Source organism: Krasilnikoviella flava, assembly GCF_900167525.1.
Taxonomy (GTDB): Bacteria; Actinomycetota; Actinomycetes; order Actinomycetales; family Cellulomonadaceae; genus Isoptericola; species Isoptericola flavus.
Genome location: NZ_FUZQ01000009.1, coordinates 34,835 through 51,331 on the forward strand (window position 1 = coordinate 34,835; position 16,497 = coordinate 51,331).

Genomic DNA, 16,497 nt, shown 5'->3' on the forward strand with positions numbered 1-16,497 from the left:
GGGCGACCGGCGGCCGCCCCGGGCCGCGTCACGGGGTGTCGGCGGGCCCCCAGACCTGGTCCAGCGCCGCCCAATGGGCGTCGGACAGGTGCGAGAGCGGCGTGACGTTGACGTCCTCGACCCCGTGCGTCGTGGCCGCCGCGACCGTCTCGGCCATGAGCTCGGGCGAGATCGCCCGTGGCGGGTCGGCGTCCGCCGACCCGGCCCACAGCCCGACCGACATCGTGAACCGGCTCATGTCGAACCCGCCGTCCTCGAGCGCCGCCGTGACCCGTTCGACGTCCGCGGGCGTGCGGTCCCGGCGGCCGACGTAGGCCCACACCACGAGCCGGTCGGCGGCGCCGAGCAGGATCGCGTAGTCGTGCCCGCTCGACGCGGCTCCGGCCGCCGGGTCGTCCCAGTCGACGCGGACGTCCATCGCGAGCTGGATCTGCGCGCCGTCGCCTCCCCGTACCTCGTCGAGCGCTGACCGCATCCGGCCGAGGAGTCCCGCCAGCACCTCCGAGCGCCACACCCCGAGCTCGGGGGCGTCCTCGTCGATCGCGCCGTCGGCCTCGCGCGGCCAGTCGTCGGCGCCCGTCATCTCGCGGTACAGGTCGAGGTCGTCGTCGCCGAAGCTGTACCGGTTGAGGAAGAGTTCCGTGACGGCGATCTGGCTCGGGTCGTACCGCTCACCGAGCGCCGCCACGTACTCCACGAGCCGGTCGCCCACGGGGCCGTGGGCGAGCTGGGAGGCCGACGCCTGGTACTTCGCGCGGGTGCCGTCGGCGGAGACGCCGGCGACGGACGGGTCGGCGGTGATCCACGCGGGGACGTACGCGTCGACGATCAGGCCGACCTGCCGCGTCGTGCCGTCGGCGGACTCGTGCAGGGCACGGGCCGCACGGGCGAGGTGGTCCGTGCCGGGCTCGGCCGCGACCTCGGGATGGGCGGGCCAGTCGAAGGCCGTGAACTCGACGCGGCCCGCGTTGAGGTCCACCCCGTTCGCGCCCGCGTCGTCGAGGTGCCGGTCCACCGCTGCCCAGTCCGTCTCGGGGTCGGTCACGATGCCGAAGTCGACGCTGACCGAGCGCTCCTCCTGCGGCGGCTCGGCCGGGCGCATCACCGGGGGGACGTCCTGCCACGGACGGGCGACCAGGACGGCCGCGGCGGCCGCCGCGAGGAGGGCCACGGCCACCGTCAGGAGCCAGGGCCATCGTCGTCGACGAGCCCGCTCACCGACACCGTCCCGCTGCGGTCCAGCTTGTTCCATCGGTTCTCCGCGTTCCCCAGCTCGAGCCGCGCGGCGTCGAGCAGCACGAACGTCATCATCGTCGAGTAGACGGGCCACAGGGGCAGCGTCCACAGCTGCCGCAGGTCGCCCGGCGCGCGGTCGAGGAGCACTGCCAGCAGCAGCAGCGCGAGCGAGAGGGGCACGCCCAGCAGGAGGATCCACGCCCACCAGGACGACGGTACCCAGACGGGCCCGTCGACGAGCACCAGGACGGCGAGCGCCACCATGGCCAGCACCTGGACGAAGGGCGCCACGATCTGCGACAGGGTGTTGTAGATCAGGTACACCCCGAACGGCCCGTACCGCGGGTTGCCCACCATCGACCGGTGCATGGCCGTCACCTGGAGCAGGCCACGTGCCCACCGGACCCGCTGGCGCCAGAGGCCGCGGACCGTGGACGGCGACTCGGCGTACACGAGGGCGTCGGGCGCGAACGTCACCCGATAGCCCGCGCGGTGCACCCGCCAGGTCAGCTCCAGGTCCTCGCCCAGGGTGTCGGTGTGCAGTGGGCCGACGCGCTCGAGCACCTCCCGCCGGAACGCGCCGATGTTCCCCGACACGACCGGCAGGCACCCCAGCACGTCGAGGGCACGCCGCATGAGCCCGGTGCCGACGTGACTGATGAGGGACAGCAGCCTGGTCTGCACCCGGTCGAGGTTGACCGGGCGGTCGTTGCCGCAGACCGACCCGACCCGCGTGTCCCGGAAGCCGCGCAGCAGGCGCGTGACGGTGTCCGGGCGGAACAGGCCGTCGGCGTCGACGAGCACGAGGACGTCGCCCCGTGCCGCGGCGATCCCGGTGTTGAGCGCGGCGCCCTTCCCGGCGTTCTCCTGGCGCAGCGCGCGCACCTGCGGGTGGGCGGCGGCGAGGCGCTGCATCCGTTCGAAGGTGTCGTCCGAGGAGCCGTCGTCGACGCAGACCACCTCGAGCGCCGGGTGCTCGCTGCGCAGCACGGAGCGCACGCAGTTCTCGATCACCACGGACTCCTCGTACGCGGGGACGACGACGCTCACCAGGGGAGCCTCGGGGAACATCGGGCCGCAGCCGGCCGGCCCGGGATCGTCGCGCCGGCGCCGGGCCTCGAAGACGAGCGCGGCCGGGACGAACGCGAGGCGGACCAGGCCGACGACCAGGAGCGACAGGCCGAGCACCAGGACGAGCGCATCGAGGACGGACGTCATGACCGGCCCGGCCAGTCGTCGAGGACGGCGTCCAGCAGCTCGGGCGCCCCGGCGGAGACCGCGCCGAACCGGGCGTTGACCTCCAGGACCACAGGGGTGCCGTCGGCGAGGCGGCGGACGTCCATGTCGAGCGGACCCACGAGGTCGAGCGCCTCCGCGGTGCGGGCCGCGAGCTTCGCGACGTCGTCCGCCGCCCCGGCGGACAGGCGCTCCACCGCGGTCGCGTTCCCGACGCGGCCCTCCTTGCGGCCGGTCTTCTCGAGCACGACCACGACGCAGCGCCCGTCGGCGGGGGAGCGGTACACCTGGGGGCTGTACTCCGTGCCGGGGGCGAAGGCCTGGACCACCCAGGACGCGTCGGTGCCCGCCCACACGGGGTCGTGGGCGTCCTCGACGACGTGCACTCCCCGTCCGCCCCGCGCGACCCGCGGCTTGACGACGACCGGTCCCTCGGCCCACGCCAGGGCCTCGGCGGCGGAGCCCAGCGCGTCGGCGGGCAGGTGCCGCGGGACCGAGACGCCCCGGCGCTCCAGGGCCCACATGGTGAGGAGCTTGTCGGCGGCGACGGCGGTGGGGCCCGGGGCCGACAGCACGACGGAGTCCCCGAGCCCGGCCGCCGCGGCGAGCACCGCGAGCCGGGGCAGCTCGTCGGAGACGGTCGGGACGACGAGGCGGGGGCGGTGGCGGCGCAGCAGCTCGAGCGTCACGGCGTCGTAGGCGGGGTCGGCGGCCGCGGGCACGGCCTCGACGACGTCGTAACCGGTCACCGGGGACGGCGCGAGATCGACCCCCACGACCCGCCGGCGGGCCGCGTCGGCGCGGCGGGCGAGCTGCGGGCCGAGGGCCCTGCCCGCCGGGCCGGCCGCGCCGGTCACGACGATCGTGTGCTGTCCCCGTGCGTCACCCATGCTCGGATCGTAGGGTCCGGCCTGCGTGGATGCAGCCGGGACCGTTCTCAGAGCGTCCTCGCGGACAGGGCGTCGCAGTCGTCCATGGTGCCGCCCTCGTACCCGACGGTGAACCAGCGCACCCGCTGCTCGGACGTGCCGTGCGTGAAGCTCTCCGGGCTGATCCGGCCGGTGGCCTGCTGCTGGATGTGGTCGTCGCCGACCGTCGCGGCGGCGTCGAGCGCCTGGCGCAGCTGAGCCGGCGAGATCGGCTCGAGGAACGTCAGCCCGGTGTCGGGGTCGACCTCGGTCGCCGCGGAGCCCGCCCACATGCCGGCCAGGCAGTCGGCCATGAGCTCGATGCGCACGGAGTCGGACTCGGGCCCGGTGCCACCGCGGTCCGCGGCGTCCATCGCACCGACGAGCTGCTCGACGTGGTGGCCCACCTCGTGCGCGACGACGTACTCCTCCGCGAGCGGTCCCCCCTGGGCACCGAACTGGGTGCTCAGCTCGTCGAAGAAGGACACGTCGACGTAGACGGTCCGGTCGGGCGGGCAGTAAAAGGGTCCCGTCGCGCTCGTCGCCGCGCCGCAGCCGGTCGTCGTCGACCCGGAGAAGCTCTCGACGGGCGGCAACGCGTACTCCACGCCTGCCTGCTCGGGCAGGACGCGCCCCCAGTAGGCGTCGAGCGACTGCACGGTCGCGGACAGCCGGCACTCGCGGTCGTCGTTGGCCTGCTGCGCCGTGCAGTCGTCGACGTACTGCTCCTGCCCGTCGCCGGCGGGCGCCCCGGCGTCCTGCACCGCGCCGCCGAGCGCCCCCGTGAGCTGGCCCAGGTCGCCCCCGCCGAGGAACACCGCCAGGAGCGCGACGACGATGGCGCCGATGCCGCCGCCGACGACGGCGCCCCGCCGCCCGCCGCCGCCCTTGCGGACGCGGCCGCCCTCGAACTGCCCGCCCTCGCTGAAGGTCACGCCCTCACGGTAGGGCCGGGCGGGGCTCGTCGCGCGAAAAAGCGGGTGCTCGGCGCGGCCGGTTGCCTAGGGTGCGGCCATGTTCACGACGATGACCGGAACGGTGCTCACCCTCGGCGGCGGCGGCTTCTCCATGTCGGACGACGGCTCGTCGGCGATCGACGACCATCTGCTCGACCTCACCGGCAAGGACGTGCCGAAGGTGTGCTTCGTCCCGACCGCCAGCGGAGACGACGGCGGGTACTCCCAGCGGTTCACCGAGGCGTTCGCCGGCCGCGCCGAGACCTCGGTGCTGTCGCTGTTCTGCCGCGAGCCCTGGGGCTACGCCGACCCGCGGGTGCTGCTCGAGCAGGACGTCGTGTACGTCGGCGGCGGTTCGACGGCCAACCTGCTCGTCGTGTGGCGCCGCCACGGGCTGCCCGGCATCCTCGCGGAGGCCGCGGCGAACGGCACGGTCCTCGCGGGCATCAGCGCGGGGATGAACTGCTGGTTCGACGCCTCGTCGACGGACTCGTTCGGCCCGCTCGCGCCCCTCGACGACGGCCTGGGCTTCCTGCCCGGCAGCGCCTGCCCGCACTACCTGGGCGAGGCCGAGCGGCGCGAGGCCTATCTCGGCTGGGTGGCCTCCGGGGCGCTCCCGGAGGGGCACGCGGTCGACGAGTACGCGGCGCTGCGGTTCGTCGACGGCGTGCCCGTCGAGGCCGTGTGCGAGCGCCCCGGCCGCCCCGTCCTGCGCGTCGAGCGGGACGGCGACGGCGCGCGGGAGGTCCCGCTCGACGTGCGCCGGCTCACCGGGTCGTGACGTAGGCCGGCGCGGTCAGTACTCCGTCGGCGTCTCGACCGCCTGCCAGTGCCACGGCTCCGGCAGGCGCCCGTCCGGCTCCGCCCAGTCGGGGTGGGTCCAGCCGTGCCGCTCGGCGCGCTCCTTCAGCCAGGCGTAGCGCGCGCCGTCGAACCCTTCGGGGCCCATGGAGATGTCGACCGCGGTGCCCAGGCCGTGGTTGGAGCAGCCGGGCGGGGCGGCCAGCGGGTTCGGGTCGTCCGGGTTGTACACCTCGACCTGCTGGTCGTAGCTCCGGTAGGCGGAGTTCACGGTGAGGTGCTGGCCGAACTCTGCCCGGTAGGCGGCGTCGAGCGCCACCAACCCGTCCAGGACGTCCGCGCGCACGGAGTACTGCGGCGCCCACGGGATCGGCGCGAGCTTCTTCGCCGCGATCTTCCCGGCCTCCGGGAACCACACCTGGTCGGGTTCCGGGCAGACGACGGCGTCCTGCGCGGTCATGAGGGCCTGGGTCGCGTCCGCCAGGTCGTCGCGCAGCGTGGACAGGTCCGACGCGGTGGCCTCGAGGTCCGTGAGGGACGCCGCGGCGAGCTGGTCGTCCTGGGTCTCGGAGGTCAGCTCGTCGGCGGTCCCGAGGGCGTCGCGCGACGAGGCGCGCAACGTCTCGCCGGCGTCCTGCCCGCTCTCGGCGAGCTCGTCGGTCGCGGCCAGCACCCGACCCGCGCGGCGTGCCACCGGGGCGAGCGCGTCGCGCGACTCGGCGGCCTGCGCGCGGGCGAAGACGAGGCGCGAGGCCTGCACGGCGGCGACGTCGCCGTCGAGCCGCGTGCCGAGGGCTGGGGCGTCGCCGGGAAGCCGGTCCAGGACCGGGGTCGCGTCGAGCAGCGCGCGGGCGTCGTCGATCGTCGCCGCGAGGTCGGTGCGGACGTCGGCGTCGGCCACCCGGTCTGCGGAGTTGTCCAGCGCGTCCTGCGCGACGACGAGCCGCGCGGACAGGTCCTGGGTCTCCGAGCGCAGCACCCAGGCGAGGGTGCCGCCGGCCGCGACCAGCGTGACGACGAGGACGACGGGGACCGCCACCCGCGCGCCGCGCCGTCGGGGCCGGGCGTCGGCCCGCACGTGCCGCAGCGAGAGGTCCACCCCCCGGGCGCGGGGGCGGACGAGCGTGAGCAGCACCCCGCCGGCCACGGCCCCGGCGGCGTACCAGGCCAGGTCCTCGGGCACGAACGTCGTGCCGAGCACGTACCGCGCGAGCGGGAACCGCTCGACCACCTGGGCGGGGACGTCGGTGAGCTGCGCCGCCTCGATCGCCCCGCAGACGACGAGCCCGACCGCGGCGGCCACGACGGGGCGGGTGCGCGGGACGACCAGCGCGACGAGCAGCACGACGAGGGTCGCGTAGAGGGCGTCCCCGAGCGGGGCGCCGATCGTGGCCGGGAGCAGGGCCCGGCCACCGAGGCCGGCGAGGACCACGACGACGGCGAGGGCCGCCGTCACCGGGCGGGGGGCGCGTGTCACGCGGGAACCTTACCGACCGGGGTGTGACCTATGTCGTCGTGGGATCGGGCCCGGAGCACTAGACTCGCCGAGGAATCCCACCCCCTTTGTCGAAGGACACCCCTGCCTTGATCACCGCCCACGGCGTCGAGCTGCGCTTCGGCGCCCGCACCCTGCTGCACGAGGCCACGTTCCGCATCGCCCCGGGCGACCGCATCGGTCTCGTCGGACGCAACGGCGCGGGCAAGACGACCCTCACCAAGACGCTCGCGGGCGAGACGCTGCCCGCTGCCGGGCAGATCACGCGGGGTACCGACATCGGCTACCTGCCGCAGGACCCGCGCACGGGCGACCTCGACGTCGTGGCGATGGACCGCGTGCTCAGCGCCCGCGGGCTGGACCACATCGTCACGCAGATGCGCGAGACCGAGGGCCTCATGGCCTCGGCCGACGCCGACACGCAGGCCGCCGCCCTCGAGCGCTACCCCAAGCTCGAGTCGCGCTTCCTCGCGGCCGGCGGGTACGCCGCCGAGTCGGAGGCGCACCGCATCACCAGCAACCTCGGGCTCGACGACCGCGTCCTGGCGCAGCCCCTGAACACGCTGTCCGGCGGCCAGCGCCGCCGCATCGAGCTGGCCCGGATCCTCTTCTCCGGCGTCGACACCCTGCTCCTCGACGAGCCGACCAACCACCTCGACGCCGACTCGATCGTCTGGCTGCGCGACTACCTCAAGTCCTACAGCGGCGGGTTCGTCGTGATCAGCCACGACGTCGACCTGCTGCGCGCGACGGTGAACAAGGTGTTCCACCTGGACGCCAACCGGGGCGAGCTGGACCAGTACAACCTCGGTTGGGACGCCTACCTCGAGCAGCGCGAGCAGGACGAGCGCCGGCGGCGCCGCGAGCGGGCGAACGCCGAGAAGAAGGCCGGCGTGCTGCTCGCCCAGGCGGACAAGATGCGCGCGAAGGCCACCAAGGCCACGGCCGCGCAGAACATGATGAAGCGCGCGGAGCGCATGCTGTCCGGCCTGGAGGGGGAGCGGCGCGCGGACAAGGTGGCGCACCTGCGGTTCCCGAAGCCGGCCCCGTGCGGCCGCACGCCGCTCACGGCCACCGAGCTGTCGAAGAGCTACGGGTCCCAGGAGGTGTTCGCGGGTGTCGACCTGGCGATCGACCGCGGCTCCCGGGTGGTCATCCTCGGCCTCAACGGTGCCGGCAAGACGACGCTGCTGCGCATCCTCGGCGGCGTGGAGGAGCCGGACACCGGCCGCGTCGTGCCGGGGCACGGGCTGAAGATCGGCTACTACGCCCAGGAGCACGACACCCTGGACATGGACGCCACCGTCGTCGAGAACCTGCGGCACTCCGCGCCCGACCTCACCGACACCCAGGTGCGCTCGGTCCTCGGCTCGTTCCTGTTCAGCGGGGACGACGCCGAGAAGCCGGCGAGCGTGCTGTCCGGCGGGGAGAAGACCCGCCTGGCCCTCGCGACGCTCGTCGTGTCCAGCGCGAACGTGCTGCTGCTCGACGAGCCGACGAACAACCTCGACCCCGCGTCGCGCGCCGAGATCCTCGGCGCGCTGGACACCTACGAGGGCGCGGTCGTGATGGTCACCCACGACGACGGCGCCGTCGAGGCGCTCAACCCGGAGCGGGTACTGCTGCTGCCCGACGGCGACGAGGACCTGTGGTCCGCGGAGTACGCGGAGCTGGTGACCCTCGCCTGAGGCGCCTCGCCCGCGACCGGCGGGCGCCGGCCTCGGGGGCGGTCAGCGGTCGTGCTCGGCCGCGTCGAGCAGGGCGTCCTCGTAGTCCTCGTCCACCCGCTGCCGGCGGGGACGCTGGGGGCGCACGGCGGCGCCCGGACGGCCCGGCCCGGAGCCGTCGGGGTCGGGGCCCTCGTGCGCGGCGAGCAGCTCGCCGGCCGTGACCTGCACCGGCCGGGTCTCGCGCCGCCACAGCACGATGTAGCCGCCCAACGCACCGAGCGCGAAGATGCACCACTGCACCGCGTAGCTGAGGTGCGACCCCGGGTCGGTGTCCGGCTCCGGGAGCGCGCCCGGGGTCGTCGCGGCCGCCGGGTCCTCGCTGCGCAGCTGCCCGTACCCGCCGACCGTGGCGCCCTCGGCCCACGCCGTGCCGTCCGCGCCGGCGGCGAGCACCTGGGCGGTGTTGATGGCCTGCACCTGGCCCGCCGGCGTGCCGCGGGACGACGCGGGCTCGTCGGGGCGCATCGTCATCGTCACCTCGACCTCACCGGCCGGTGGGTCGGGCACGGAGGACGGGCCGCTGGCGTCCTCGCCGAGCGGCACGAACCCCCGGTCGACGACGAGGACGATCGGCTGCCCGTCGGCGCCGGTGGTCTCGAACGGCACCAGCACGTGGAAGCCGGGCTGGCCCCCGACGGGACGGTTGCGCAGCAGCGCCGTGTCCTGCGGCCGGTACGTGCCGGTGGCCACCGCCGGTCGCCACTCGGCGTCGGCGGGCAGCACGGCCCCGGGCTCCGGCAGGAGCTCGTCGAGGGCGTCGGGCGTAGCGGTGTAGTTGGTCTCCACGAGCGCGATCTGCGCCTCGCGCCAGGTGTAGCGGTGCCACTGCCACACGGCGGCCAGGACGCACAGCGCCGCCAGGAGCACGGCGCCCAGGCCGAGGGTGATCCACTGCCGGCGGGTGCGCGACGCGGCGGGGCCCTCGGGGGAGCGCGGAGCGGGGTGGTCGGCGGTCACGCGCGATCGAGCTCCGCGACGGGGACGGTCTGCTTCCAGAACGAGCGCGCGCCGAGGAACTGCTCGAGATGCTCGCGGTGGTCGTCGCACGCGAGCCACACCTTGCGCCGCTCCGGGGTGTGCAGCCGCGGGTTGTTCCACAGCAGACCCCACGCGGCCTCGGCGCGGCAGCCCTTGGCGGAGCAGATCAGCTCGCCCGCCACCGGGTCGGCGTTCGTGCCGAGCACGTCCATCAGCGGTCTCCTCCACGGTTCTCGTCGGCAGGGTCGTCCTGGTGCTCCACCACGCGGTGCGGGCCGTCGTAGGTCTCGGGCCCGGACGTCGCGGGCCCGGACTTCTCGGGGTGCTCCTGGTCGTGCGGGCCCGGGCCCGGGTCGGGGGCGGGGAGCGCGGTGGGCGCGACGTCGACCATGGGCGACGTGTCGTAGGTGACGCGGTCGCGCCCCGCGTTGGCGAACAGGACCGCGGAGTACGGCAGGACGACGGCGGCGACGACCAGGACCCACCGCACCCACGTGTCGCCGACGGCGATCGCACCGAGGAAGCAGATCACCCGGATGCCCATCTGCAGGAGGTAGCGGTGCGTGCGGCGCGCCTGGTCCTCCTCCAGCGGCTCCGGGGCGCTGGTGATCGAGGGGACCTCGGTACCGCGGTCGCCGCCGTGACGGTGGTTCCCGGAGGGGCGCGGACCGGGCGAGGCCGCGCGGGCGTTGCTCACCCGGCCAGTCTAAGGCGGCGTACGGAGCCCCCGGGACCCGGCCGTCGCGGACCTCGCCTTGTAGGTATCCGACAAACCGCCGGGTGCACGTGTGAGGCGCCGCGACCCTGCGTGGCCGCCGGGTCGGGGTACCGTCACCAGGGCGTCGGCCGCCGCCCGAGCGCCTGCGCGCCCTGCACCACCGCGGCATGACCGCCGACCCCGCCAGCGCCACCCACGACCGCCACCCACGCCCGCCGAGGAGAACACGTGACCGACGTCCCCGCCCCCCAGCCCGCCGCCGGTACCGCCCCCACGGGCCGGGTCGTCGTCGTGACCGGCGCGGCGCGCGGCATCGGCCGCACCATCGCCGAGCGCTTCGTCGCCTCCGGTGACACCGTCGCTACGCTCTACCGGGGCGGCGACCTGCCCACCGGGGTGCACGGCTACGTCGCGGACGTCACCGACAGCGCGGCCGTCGACGCCGCGTTCGCCGGCATCGAGTCCGACCTCGGCCCGGTCGAGGTGCTCGTCGCCAACGCGGGCGTCACGCGCGACCAGCTCCTCATGCGCATGAGCGACGAGGAGTTCGAGACGGTGCTCGACGTCAACCTCACGGGCACGTTCCGCTGTGTGCGCCGCGCGTCGAAGGGCATGATCCGGGCGCGCAGGGGCCGCATCGTGCTCGTCGGGTCGGTCGTCGGCCTGTACGGCGGCCCCGGGCAGGTCAACTACTCGTCCTCCAAGGCGGCCCTCGTCGGCATGGCGCGGTCGATCACCCGCGAGCTCGGCGGCCGGGGCATCACGGCGAACGTCGTGGCGCCGGGCTTCGTCGAGACCGACATGACCGCTGCCCTGCCCGAGGCGACGCAGAAGCAGTACAAGGCGTCCATCCCCGCGGGCCGGTTCGCCTCGACCGACGAGGTCGCGGGCGTCGTCGAGTTCCTCGCCTCGGACGCCGCGGCGTACGTCTCCGGCGCCGTCATCCCCGTCGACGGCGGCCTCGGCATGGGCCACTGAGCGGCCTGCCCCGTCGCCACCCTCGCTACGCCCACTCTCAGCACAACCGGAAGGTCATCATGGCTCTGCTCGACGGCAAGAAGCTCCTCATCACCGGCGTCCTCACGGACAGCTCGATCGCGTTCCACGCCGCCCGCCTCGCCCAGGAGGAGGGTGCCGAGGTCGTCCTCACCTCCTTCGGCCGCCAGATGAAGCTGACGCAGGCCTTCGCCAAGCGCCTGCCGGTCGCGGCGCCGGTGGTCGAGCTGGACGTGACCAGCGAGGAGGACCTCGCCGCCCTCCCGGAGCGGGTCAAGGAGCACGTGGACGGTATCGACGGCGTCGTGCACTCGATCGGCTTCGCCCCGCAGTCCGTGATGGGCGGCAACTTCCTGGGCGCCGAGTGGGACGACGTCGCGACGGCCCTGCAGGTCTCCACGTTCTCGTACAAGTCGCTCATCGAGGCGGCACGCCCGCTGATGTCCGGCGGCGCCTACGTGGGGCTCACCTTCGACGCCACGTTCGCGTGGCCGGTCTACGACTGGATGGGCGTGGCGAAGGCCGGCCTGGAGTCGGCCAACCGGTACCTGGCCCGCGACCTCGGCCCGCACGGCATCCGGTGTAACCTCGTCTCCGCCGGGCCCATCCGTACCACGGCCGCGAAGTCCATCCCGGGTTTCGCGACCATGGAGGACGCCTGGCCGCAGCGGGCCCCGCTGGGCTGGGACCAGACGACGGCGGAGCCGGCTGCGCGCGCCGTCGTGGCGCTCCTCTCGGACTGGTTCCCCGCCACGACCGGTGAGATCGTCCACGTCGACGGTGGTGTGCACGCGATGGGTCAGTGACGGGCCGGGGCCCGGATCGGGCCCCCGGACGGACCTGTGGGACGGAGCGCATGAGAGCGGTAACGCAGGACGAGGGCGACACGCCGACCTGGCGGCTCGTGCTGTTGCGTCATGCCAAGGCCGAGCCCGGCAAGGGCGCCCTCTCCGACGACCGGCGCCCCCTGGCGCTGAACGGGCGCAAGCAGGCGAGCCGGGTCGGGATGGCGCTGACCGCCGCCGGCCTGCGGCCCGCGGTCGCGCTGGTGTCGTCCGCGCTGCGCACCCGGCAGACCTGGGACCTGGCCTCGGCGCACCTCGACGGCGCCGCCGACACCGCCCTCGAGGTGCGCGACGAGCTCTACGAGGCGAGCGTGCGCGACGTCCTGGGCCTCCTGCGGGAGGTCGACGCGTCGGCGCGCACCGTCCTCGTCGTCGGGCACGAACCGACCATGGCGGCGACGGCGGCCTACCTCGCGGGCGACGGGTCCGACGCCGCGGCCGTCGCCCAGGTGCGCGTCGGCGTCCCGACGGCCACCTACTCGGTGCTGGAGTCGGCGGAGCCGTGGGCCGCGTGGGGCCGGGACGGTGCCCGGCTCGTGCACGTCGGCCGTCCGTCCTGAGCGTTCTGCCGGCCGTCAGGCCGTGGCGAGCACCTCGTCGACCGAGGTGACCTCCACCAGCGGCGCGTAGAGCCGCATCGCGTCGAGCGCCCGCGCGTGGTCGGCCTCGCTCGCCCCGGCGCACGCGTCCGCCACCACCCGCACCCGCCGCCCGGCGTCGGCGGCCGGGAGCACGGTGGACAGCACGCAGCAGTCGGTCGAGACGCCGGCCACCACCAGCTCTGCGGCGTGTCCGGTCGCCGCGTCGAGCTCGGCCCCCCACTTGCCGAACGTCGTCGCCGCGACGACCGGGGCACCGGCAGGGTCCAGCCCGTCCGCGAAGCCGTAGAGCGGGTCGTCGGCGGGCACCAGGGCGAACGGCCACTGCGCGAAGTACTCCCGCCACGCGCCCTGCGGGGTCGCGGGTGCCACGTAGCGCGTCCAGACGGTCCGGCCCGCGAACGCGGGCAGCAGCCGGCGCAGCTTCGCGGCGGCCGCCGCGAAGCCCGGGGCGGCCCACGGGCTGCCGGGCTGCGCGAAGACGACCTGCATGTCGACGACGACCAGCGCGGCGCCGCCCGCCGCCGGCGCCCCGGCGCTCACGCCGCCTCCTGGCGGCGCACGGCCCGCGCGGACAGGACGAACGTGCCCAGCAGCCCCAGCGCGAGCGCCACCAGCACCCCGAGGTTCGCTCCGGCCCACTGCCCGTCGCGCCCGCCGAGGCCGAGCGGCCCCAGCAGGTAGCCCTGCCAGGACAACCACCCGGCGTACGTGTTGGTGACGAGCCCCCAGCCGATCGCCGTGCCGGCCACGACGAGCAGCACTGCCGACCACCGCACGCTGCCGTAGCGCCCTCGCCGGTCGGCGAGCTCGGCGTCCGCGTAGTCCCGGCGGCGCAGCGCGATGTCCGCGAGCAGCACCCCGCACCAGGCGGCGATCGGCACGCCGAGCGTGATGAGGAAGCCCTGGAACGGGCCGAAGAAGTCGTCGGCGACGAAGACGACGTAGGTCGCGCCGAGCACCATGAGGACCCCGTCGATCGCCGCGGCCACCCAGCGCGGGGCCGGCAGGCCCAGCGACAGCAGCGCGAGGCCGGAGGAGTAGATGTCGAGCGCGGCCCCGCCGATCAGCCCGGCGAGAGCCACCACCATGAAGGGGATCAGGAACCACTCCGGCAGCAGCACGGCCAGCGCGCCGATCGGGTCGGCGCCGATCGCGTCGGCGAGCGCGGGGTCCGAGCCGGCGAGCAGGAGCCCCGCGATCAGCAGCAGCACGGGCGGCAGGGACGCGCCGAACGTCGTCCAGCCGACGACGCCCGGCCCGGAGGCGGTGCGCGGCAGGTAGCGCGAGTAGTCGGCGGCCATGTTCACCCAGCCGAGGCCGAAGCCGGTCATCATGAAGACCAGCCCGCCGATCACCTGCGGCGCCTGCCCGGGCGGGATCGCCGCGACCGTCGCCCAGTCCACGTGCCCCGCGACCAGGACGACGTAGATCACCGTGAGCACCGCCGTCAGGACGGTGATGACCCGCTGCAGCCGCATCACGAGCTGGAAGCCGAAGACCCCCGCGGCCACCACGACCAGCGCGACGACGGCGAGCGTCACGACCTGCGTCACGGTGCCGCCGCCCCAGCCGAGGGTTCCGAGCACCGTCGCGGTGGCGAGCGTCGCGAGGGCGACCAGCACCGTCTCCCAGCCCACCGTGAGGATCCAGGACAGCAGGGACGGCAGCCGGTTGCCGTCGACGCCGAAGGCCGCCCGGCTGAGCACCATGGTGGGAGCCGAGCCGCGTCGGCCCGCGAGCGAGATGAACCCGCAGGCCAGGAACGACGCCACGATGCCGATCGTGCCCACCATCACGGCCTGCCAGAACGACACGCCGAACGCCAGCAGGTACGCGCCGTAGCCCAGGCCGAGCACGGAGACGTTGGCCGCGAACCACGGCCAGAACAGGTCCCGCGGGCGTCCGTGCCGCTCGGACTCGTCGATCACGTTGAGGGCGTTGGTCTCGACCGTCGTCGCCATGGGACCGATCCTGGCCCTCCGCGGCGCTCGGCGCTACGCCTGGACGGCGTCGGGGCTACGGGCGCCGCGTCGTGGACGTGCGGCCGGCGGCGGCGTCCACCGCGTCGATGACGTCGAGGACGTCGTCGAGCCGGGGGCCGTCCACGCTGAACGGCGCCTGCGCGCGCACGAGCGGCTTGGCCGCGAAGGCGATGCCGATGCCGGCGGCGTCGATCATGTCGAGGTCGTTCGCGCCGTCCCCGACGGCGACCGTGTCGACCATCTCGAGCCCGCACTCGGCCGCCCAGCGGCGCAGGGTGGCGGCCTTGTCGGCGCGGTCGACGACCGTGCCCACGGTGCGGCCGGTGAGCACGCCGTCGGCGATCTCGAGGCGGTTGGCGCGCCAGCGCCCGATGCCGAGCGCGCCCGCGATCGGGCCGAGGATCTCCGCGAAGCCGCCCGAGACGAGCCCGAACTCCCAGCCGCGCCGCTGCACCTCGCTGACGAGGTCGGCCGCGCCGGGCGTGAGGACGACGGCCTCGCGCACCGCGGTCAGGGCCTCGACCGGGACGCCGCGCAGGGTGGCGACGCGCTCGCGCAGGGAGCCGGCGAAGTCCAGCTCGCCGCGCATCGCACGCTCGGTCACCTCGGCGACCTGCGCGCGGGTGCCGGAGTGGTCGGCGAGCAGCTCGATCACCTCGGCGGTGATGAACGTCGAGTCGACGTCGGTGACGACGAGGCGACGGTGCGGGGCCTCGGCGCCCTCGACGAGGTCGGGGGCGGTGCGGGGGGCGGGTTCAAGCAACGACGGTGCCCTTCGGGACGACGGTGATCCCCGACTCGGAGACGGTGAAGCCGCGGGCCCGGTCCTCGTCGTGGTCGACGCCGACCCGAGCCCGTTCGCTCACCACCACGTTCTTGTCGAGGATGGCGCGGTGGACCTGGGCGTGCCGCTCCACCTGGACGTTGTCCATCACGACGGCGTCCGTGACGGTGGCCCAGGAGTGCAGGTGCGCGCCCGGGGACAGGATGGACCCTGCGACGGTCGCGCCGGAGATGAGGACACCAGGCGAGACGATCGAGTCGGCCGCGTGACCCAGGCGCCCCGGCCCGGCGTGCACGAACTTGGCGGGCGGCAGGCCGGTGTACCCCGTGAGCAGCGGCCAGTCCTGGTTGTAGAGGTTGAACACCGGCTGCACGGCGATGAGGTCGGTGTTGGCCTCGAAGTAGGCGTCGATGGTGCCGACGTCGCGCCAGTAGTCCCGGTCGCGGTCGGTGGAGCCGGGGATCTCGTTGCGGATGAAGTCGTACACGCCCGCGGTGCCGTCGGCGACGAACGCCGGGATGATGTCGCCGCCCATGTCGTGCCGGGAGTCCGGGTCGGCCGAGTCCTGCGTGACCGCCTCGACGAGCGCGTCGGCGTCGAACACGTAGTTGCCCATGGACGCGAGCACCTCGGTGGGGGAGTCCGGCAGCCCCACGGGGCTCTCGGGCTTCTCGAGGAACTCGCTGATCCGCGTCGGGTCCTCGCGGTCCACCTCGATGACCCCGAACTGGTCGGCCATGGCGATCGGCTGCCGGATGGCCGCCACCGTGGCGCGGGCGCCCGAGGCGACGTGCGACTCGACCATCTGGGAGAAGTCCATCCGGTACACGTGGTCGGCGCCGACCACGACGACGATGTCGGGCCGCTCGTCGTCGATGATGTTGAGGCACTGGTAGATGGCGTCCGCGGACCCGAGGTACCAGTGCTTGCCCACCCGCTGCTGCGCGGGCACGGACGACACGTAGTTGCCGAGCAACGACGACATCCGCCACGTCTTCGAGATGTGCCGGTCCAGCGAGTGCGACTTGTACTGGGTCAGCACGACGACGTGCAGGTAGTGGGAGTTGATGATGTTGGACAGCGCGAAGTCGACGAGCCGGTAGATGCCCCCGAACGGGACGGCCGGCTTGGCGCGGTGCGCGGTGAGCGGCATGAGGCGTTTGCCCTCGCCCCCGGCGAGGACGATCGCGAGCACGCGGGGATGGGTCGACGCCATGCCACGACCCTAGG

Annotated in this window: 17 protein-coding genes; 5 read left to right on the plus strand and 12 right to left on the minus strand. The window is 74.4% G+C overall.

Translation table 11 applies throughout. The annotated features are described in order from the left end of the window. Positions 1–28: 28 nt before the first annotated feature. From B5Y66_RS21685 to ypfJ, 4 genes are read right to left on the minus strand one after another with little or no spacing between them, the layout of a single operon-like run. Positions 29–1,177: a hypothetical protein gene (locus tag B5Y66_RS21685; protein ID WP_245807283.1), complete on the minus strand. Its 1,149-nt coding sequence runs from the start codon at positions 1,175–1,177 to the stop codon at positions 29–31. 2 nt (positions 1,178–1,179) lie between these two features. Beyond that, positions 1,180–2,454 carry a glycosyltransferase gene (locus B5Y66_RS21690; RefSeq protein WP_079576720.1) on the minus strand — a complete coding sequence of 425 codons (1,275 nt, stop codon included), beginning with the start codon at positions 2,452–2,454 and terminating at the stop codon, positions 1,180–1,182. Then, positions 2,451–3,362: an ATP-grasp domain-containing protein gene (locus tag B5Y66_RS21695; RefSeq protein ID WP_079576721.1), complete on the minus strand. Its 912-nt coding sequence runs from the start codon at positions 3,360–3,362 to the stop codon at positions 2,451–2,453. The genes B5Y66_RS21690 and B5Y66_RS21695 overlap by 4 nt, the downstream gene beginning before the upstream one ends. 47 nt (positions 3,363–3,409) lie before the next feature. After that, on the minus strand, positions 3,410–4,315 hold the full coding sequence (gene ypfJ / locus B5Y66_RS21700; protein ID WP_079576722.1) for a KPN_02809 family neutral zinc metallopeptidase: 906 nt from the start codon (positions 4,313–4,315) through the stop codon (positions 3,410–3,412). A 79-nt stretch (positions 4,316–4,394) separates the two neighbouring features. Here ypfJ and B5Y66_RS21705 point away from each other — a divergent pair, with 79 nt between their 5' ends. Then, entirely contained in the window at positions 4,395–5,117 is a 723-nt protein-coding gene (locus B5Y66_RS21705) for a Type 1 glutamine amidotransferase-like domain-containing protein (RefSeq protein WP_245807284.1), read from the plus strand. 15 nt (positions 5,118–5,132) lie between these two features. On the opposite strand, the gene B5Y66_RS21710 is transcribed toward B5Y66_RS21705, so the two are convergent. Continuing rightward, positions 5,133–6,614 (minus strand): DUF2809 domain-containing protein, encoded by a 1,482-nt coding sequence (locus tag B5Y66_RS21710; protein ID WP_139821042.1) that lies wholly within the window; start codon positions 6,612–6,614, stop codon positions 5,133–5,135. Positions 6,615–6,721: 107 nt separating this feature from the next. On the opposite strand from B5Y66_RS21710, the gene B5Y66_RS21715 reads away from it, so the two are divergent. Further along, on the plus strand, positions 6,722–8,320 hold the full coding sequence (locus tag B5Y66_RS21715; RefSeq protein ID WP_079576724.1) for an ABC-F family ATP-binding cassette domain-containing protein: 1,599 nt from the start codon (positions 6,722–6,724) through the stop codon (positions 8,318–8,320). A gap of 42 nt (positions 8,321–8,362) precedes the next feature. Here B5Y66_RS21715 and B5Y66_RS21720 read toward each other — a convergent pair whose 3' ends face one another. The 3 genes from B5Y66_RS21720 to B5Y66_RS21730 are packed head-to-tail and all read right to left on the minus strand — an operon-like array spanning position 8,363 to position 10,037. Continuing rightward, on the minus strand, positions 8,363–9,319 hold the full coding sequence (locus B5Y66_RS21720; protein ID WP_079576725.1) for an SURF1 family cytochrome oxidase biogenesis protein: 957 nt from the start codon (positions 9,317–9,319) through the stop codon (positions 8,363–8,365). Continuing rightward, complete coding sequence (locus tag B5Y66_RS21725; protein WP_079576726.1) at positions 9,316–9,552, minus strand: hypothetical protein; 237 nt, start codon at positions 9,550–9,552, stop codon at positions 9,316–9,318. Before B5Y66_RS21725 ends, B5Y66_RS21720 begins: the two co-directional genes overlap by 4 nt. After that, positions 9,552–10,037, minus strand: a complete 486-nt coding sequence (locus B5Y66_RS21730; RefSeq protein ID WP_079576727.1) for a DUF3099 domain-containing protein — start codon at positions 10,035–10,037, stop codon at positions 9,552–9,554. Before B5Y66_RS21730 ends, B5Y66_RS21725 begins: the two co-directional genes overlap by 1 nt. Positions 10,038–10,286: 249 nt before the next feature. Between B5Y66_RS21730 and fabG the strand changes: the two genes are divergently transcribed. The 3 genes from fabG to B5Y66_RS21745 are packed head-to-tail and all read left to right on the plus strand — an operon-like array spanning position 10,287 to position 12,459. Then, positions 10,287–11,036 (plus strand): 3-oxoacyl-ACP reductase FabG, encoded by a 750-nt coding sequence (gene fabG, locus B5Y66_RS21735; RefSeq protein WP_079576728.1) that lies wholly within the window; start codon positions 10,287–10,289, stop codon positions 11,034–11,036. 59 nt (positions 11,037–11,095) lie between these two features. Beyond that, positions 11,096–11,860, plus strand: coding sequence for an enoyl-ACP reductase FabI (fabI, locus tag B5Y66_RS21740; protein WP_079576729.1), 765 nt, complete (start codon positions 11,096–11,098; stop codon positions 11,858–11,860). A gap of 50 nt (positions 11,861–11,910) precedes the next feature. After that, positions 11,911–12,459, plus strand: a complete 549-nt coding sequence (locus B5Y66_RS21745) for a SixA phosphatase family protein (protein ID WP_079576730.1) — start codon at positions 11,911–11,913, stop codon at positions 12,457–12,459. Positions 12,460–12,474: 15 nt separating this feature from the next. Here B5Y66_RS21745 and B5Y66_RS21750 read toward each other — a convergent pair whose 3' ends face one another. Genes B5Y66_RS21750 through glgC form a run of 4 tightly spaced genes read right to left on the minus strand, consistent with a single transcriptional unit; the run spans position 12,475 to position 16,483 of the window. After that, positions 12,475–13,041 carry a cysteine hydrolase family protein gene (locus B5Y66_RS21750; protein ID WP_079576731.1) on the minus strand — a complete coding sequence of 189 codons (567 nt, stop codon included), beginning with the start codon at positions 13,039–13,041 and terminating at the stop codon, positions 12,475–12,477. After that, positions 13,038–14,462 (minus strand): purine-cytosine permease family protein, encoded by a 1,425-nt coding sequence (locus tag B5Y66_RS21755; protein ID WP_079576732.1) that lies wholly within the window; start codon positions 14,460–14,462, stop codon positions 13,038–13,040. The genes B5Y66_RS21750 and B5Y66_RS21755 overlap by 4 nt, the downstream gene beginning before the upstream one ends. 55 nt (positions 14,463–14,517) lie before the next feature. Then, positions 14,518–15,246: a phosphoserine phosphatase SerB gene (gene serB / locus B5Y66_RS21760; RefSeq protein ID WP_079576733.1), complete on the minus strand. Its 729-nt coding sequence runs from the start codon at positions 15,244–15,246 to the stop codon at positions 14,518–14,520. Continuing rightward, positions 15,239–16,483, minus strand: a complete 1,245-nt coding sequence (gene glgC / locus B5Y66_RS21765; protein WP_079576734.1) for a glucose-1-phosphate adenylyltransferase — start codon at positions 16,481–16,483, stop codon at positions 15,239–15,241. The genes serB and glgC overlap by 8 nt, the downstream gene beginning before the upstream one ends. Positions 16,484–16,497: the final 14 nt, after the last annotated feature.

Bases quoted from the DNA above. Each gene is read 5' to 3' on its own strand.
- B5Y66_RS21695 (WP_079576721.1), bottom strand. From the start codon at position 3,362: ATGGGTGACGCACGGGGACAGCACACGATCGTCGTGACCGGCGCGGCC.
- fabI (WP_079576729.1), top strand. From the start codon at position 11,096: ATGGCTCTGCTCGACGGCAAGAAGCTCCTCATCACCGGCGTCCTCACG.
- B5Y66_RS21705 (WP_245807284.1), top strand. From the start codon at position 4,395: ATGTTCACGACGATGACCGGAACGGTGCTCACCCTCGGCGGCGGCGGC.
- B5Y66_RS21690 (WP_079576720.1), bottom strand. From the start codon at position 2,454: ATGACGTCCGTCCTCGATGCGCTCGTCCTGGTGCTCGGCCTGTCGCTC.
- B5Y66_RS21745 (WP_079576730.1), top strand. From the start codon at position 11,911: ATGAGAGCGGTAACGCAGGACGAGGGCGACACGCCGACCTGGCGGCTC.
- glgC (WP_079576734.1), bottom strand. From the start codon at position 16,483: ATGGCGTCGACCCATCCCCGCGTGCTCGCGATCGTCCTCGCCGGGGGC.
- B5Y66_RS21725 (WP_079576726.1), bottom strand. From the start codon at position 9,552: ATGGACGTGCTCGGCACGAACGCCGACCCGGTGGCGGGCGAGCTGATC.
- B5Y66_RS21755 (WP_079576732.1), bottom strand. From the start codon at position 14,462: ATGGCGACGACGGTCGAGACCAACGCCCTCAACGTGATCGACGAGTCC.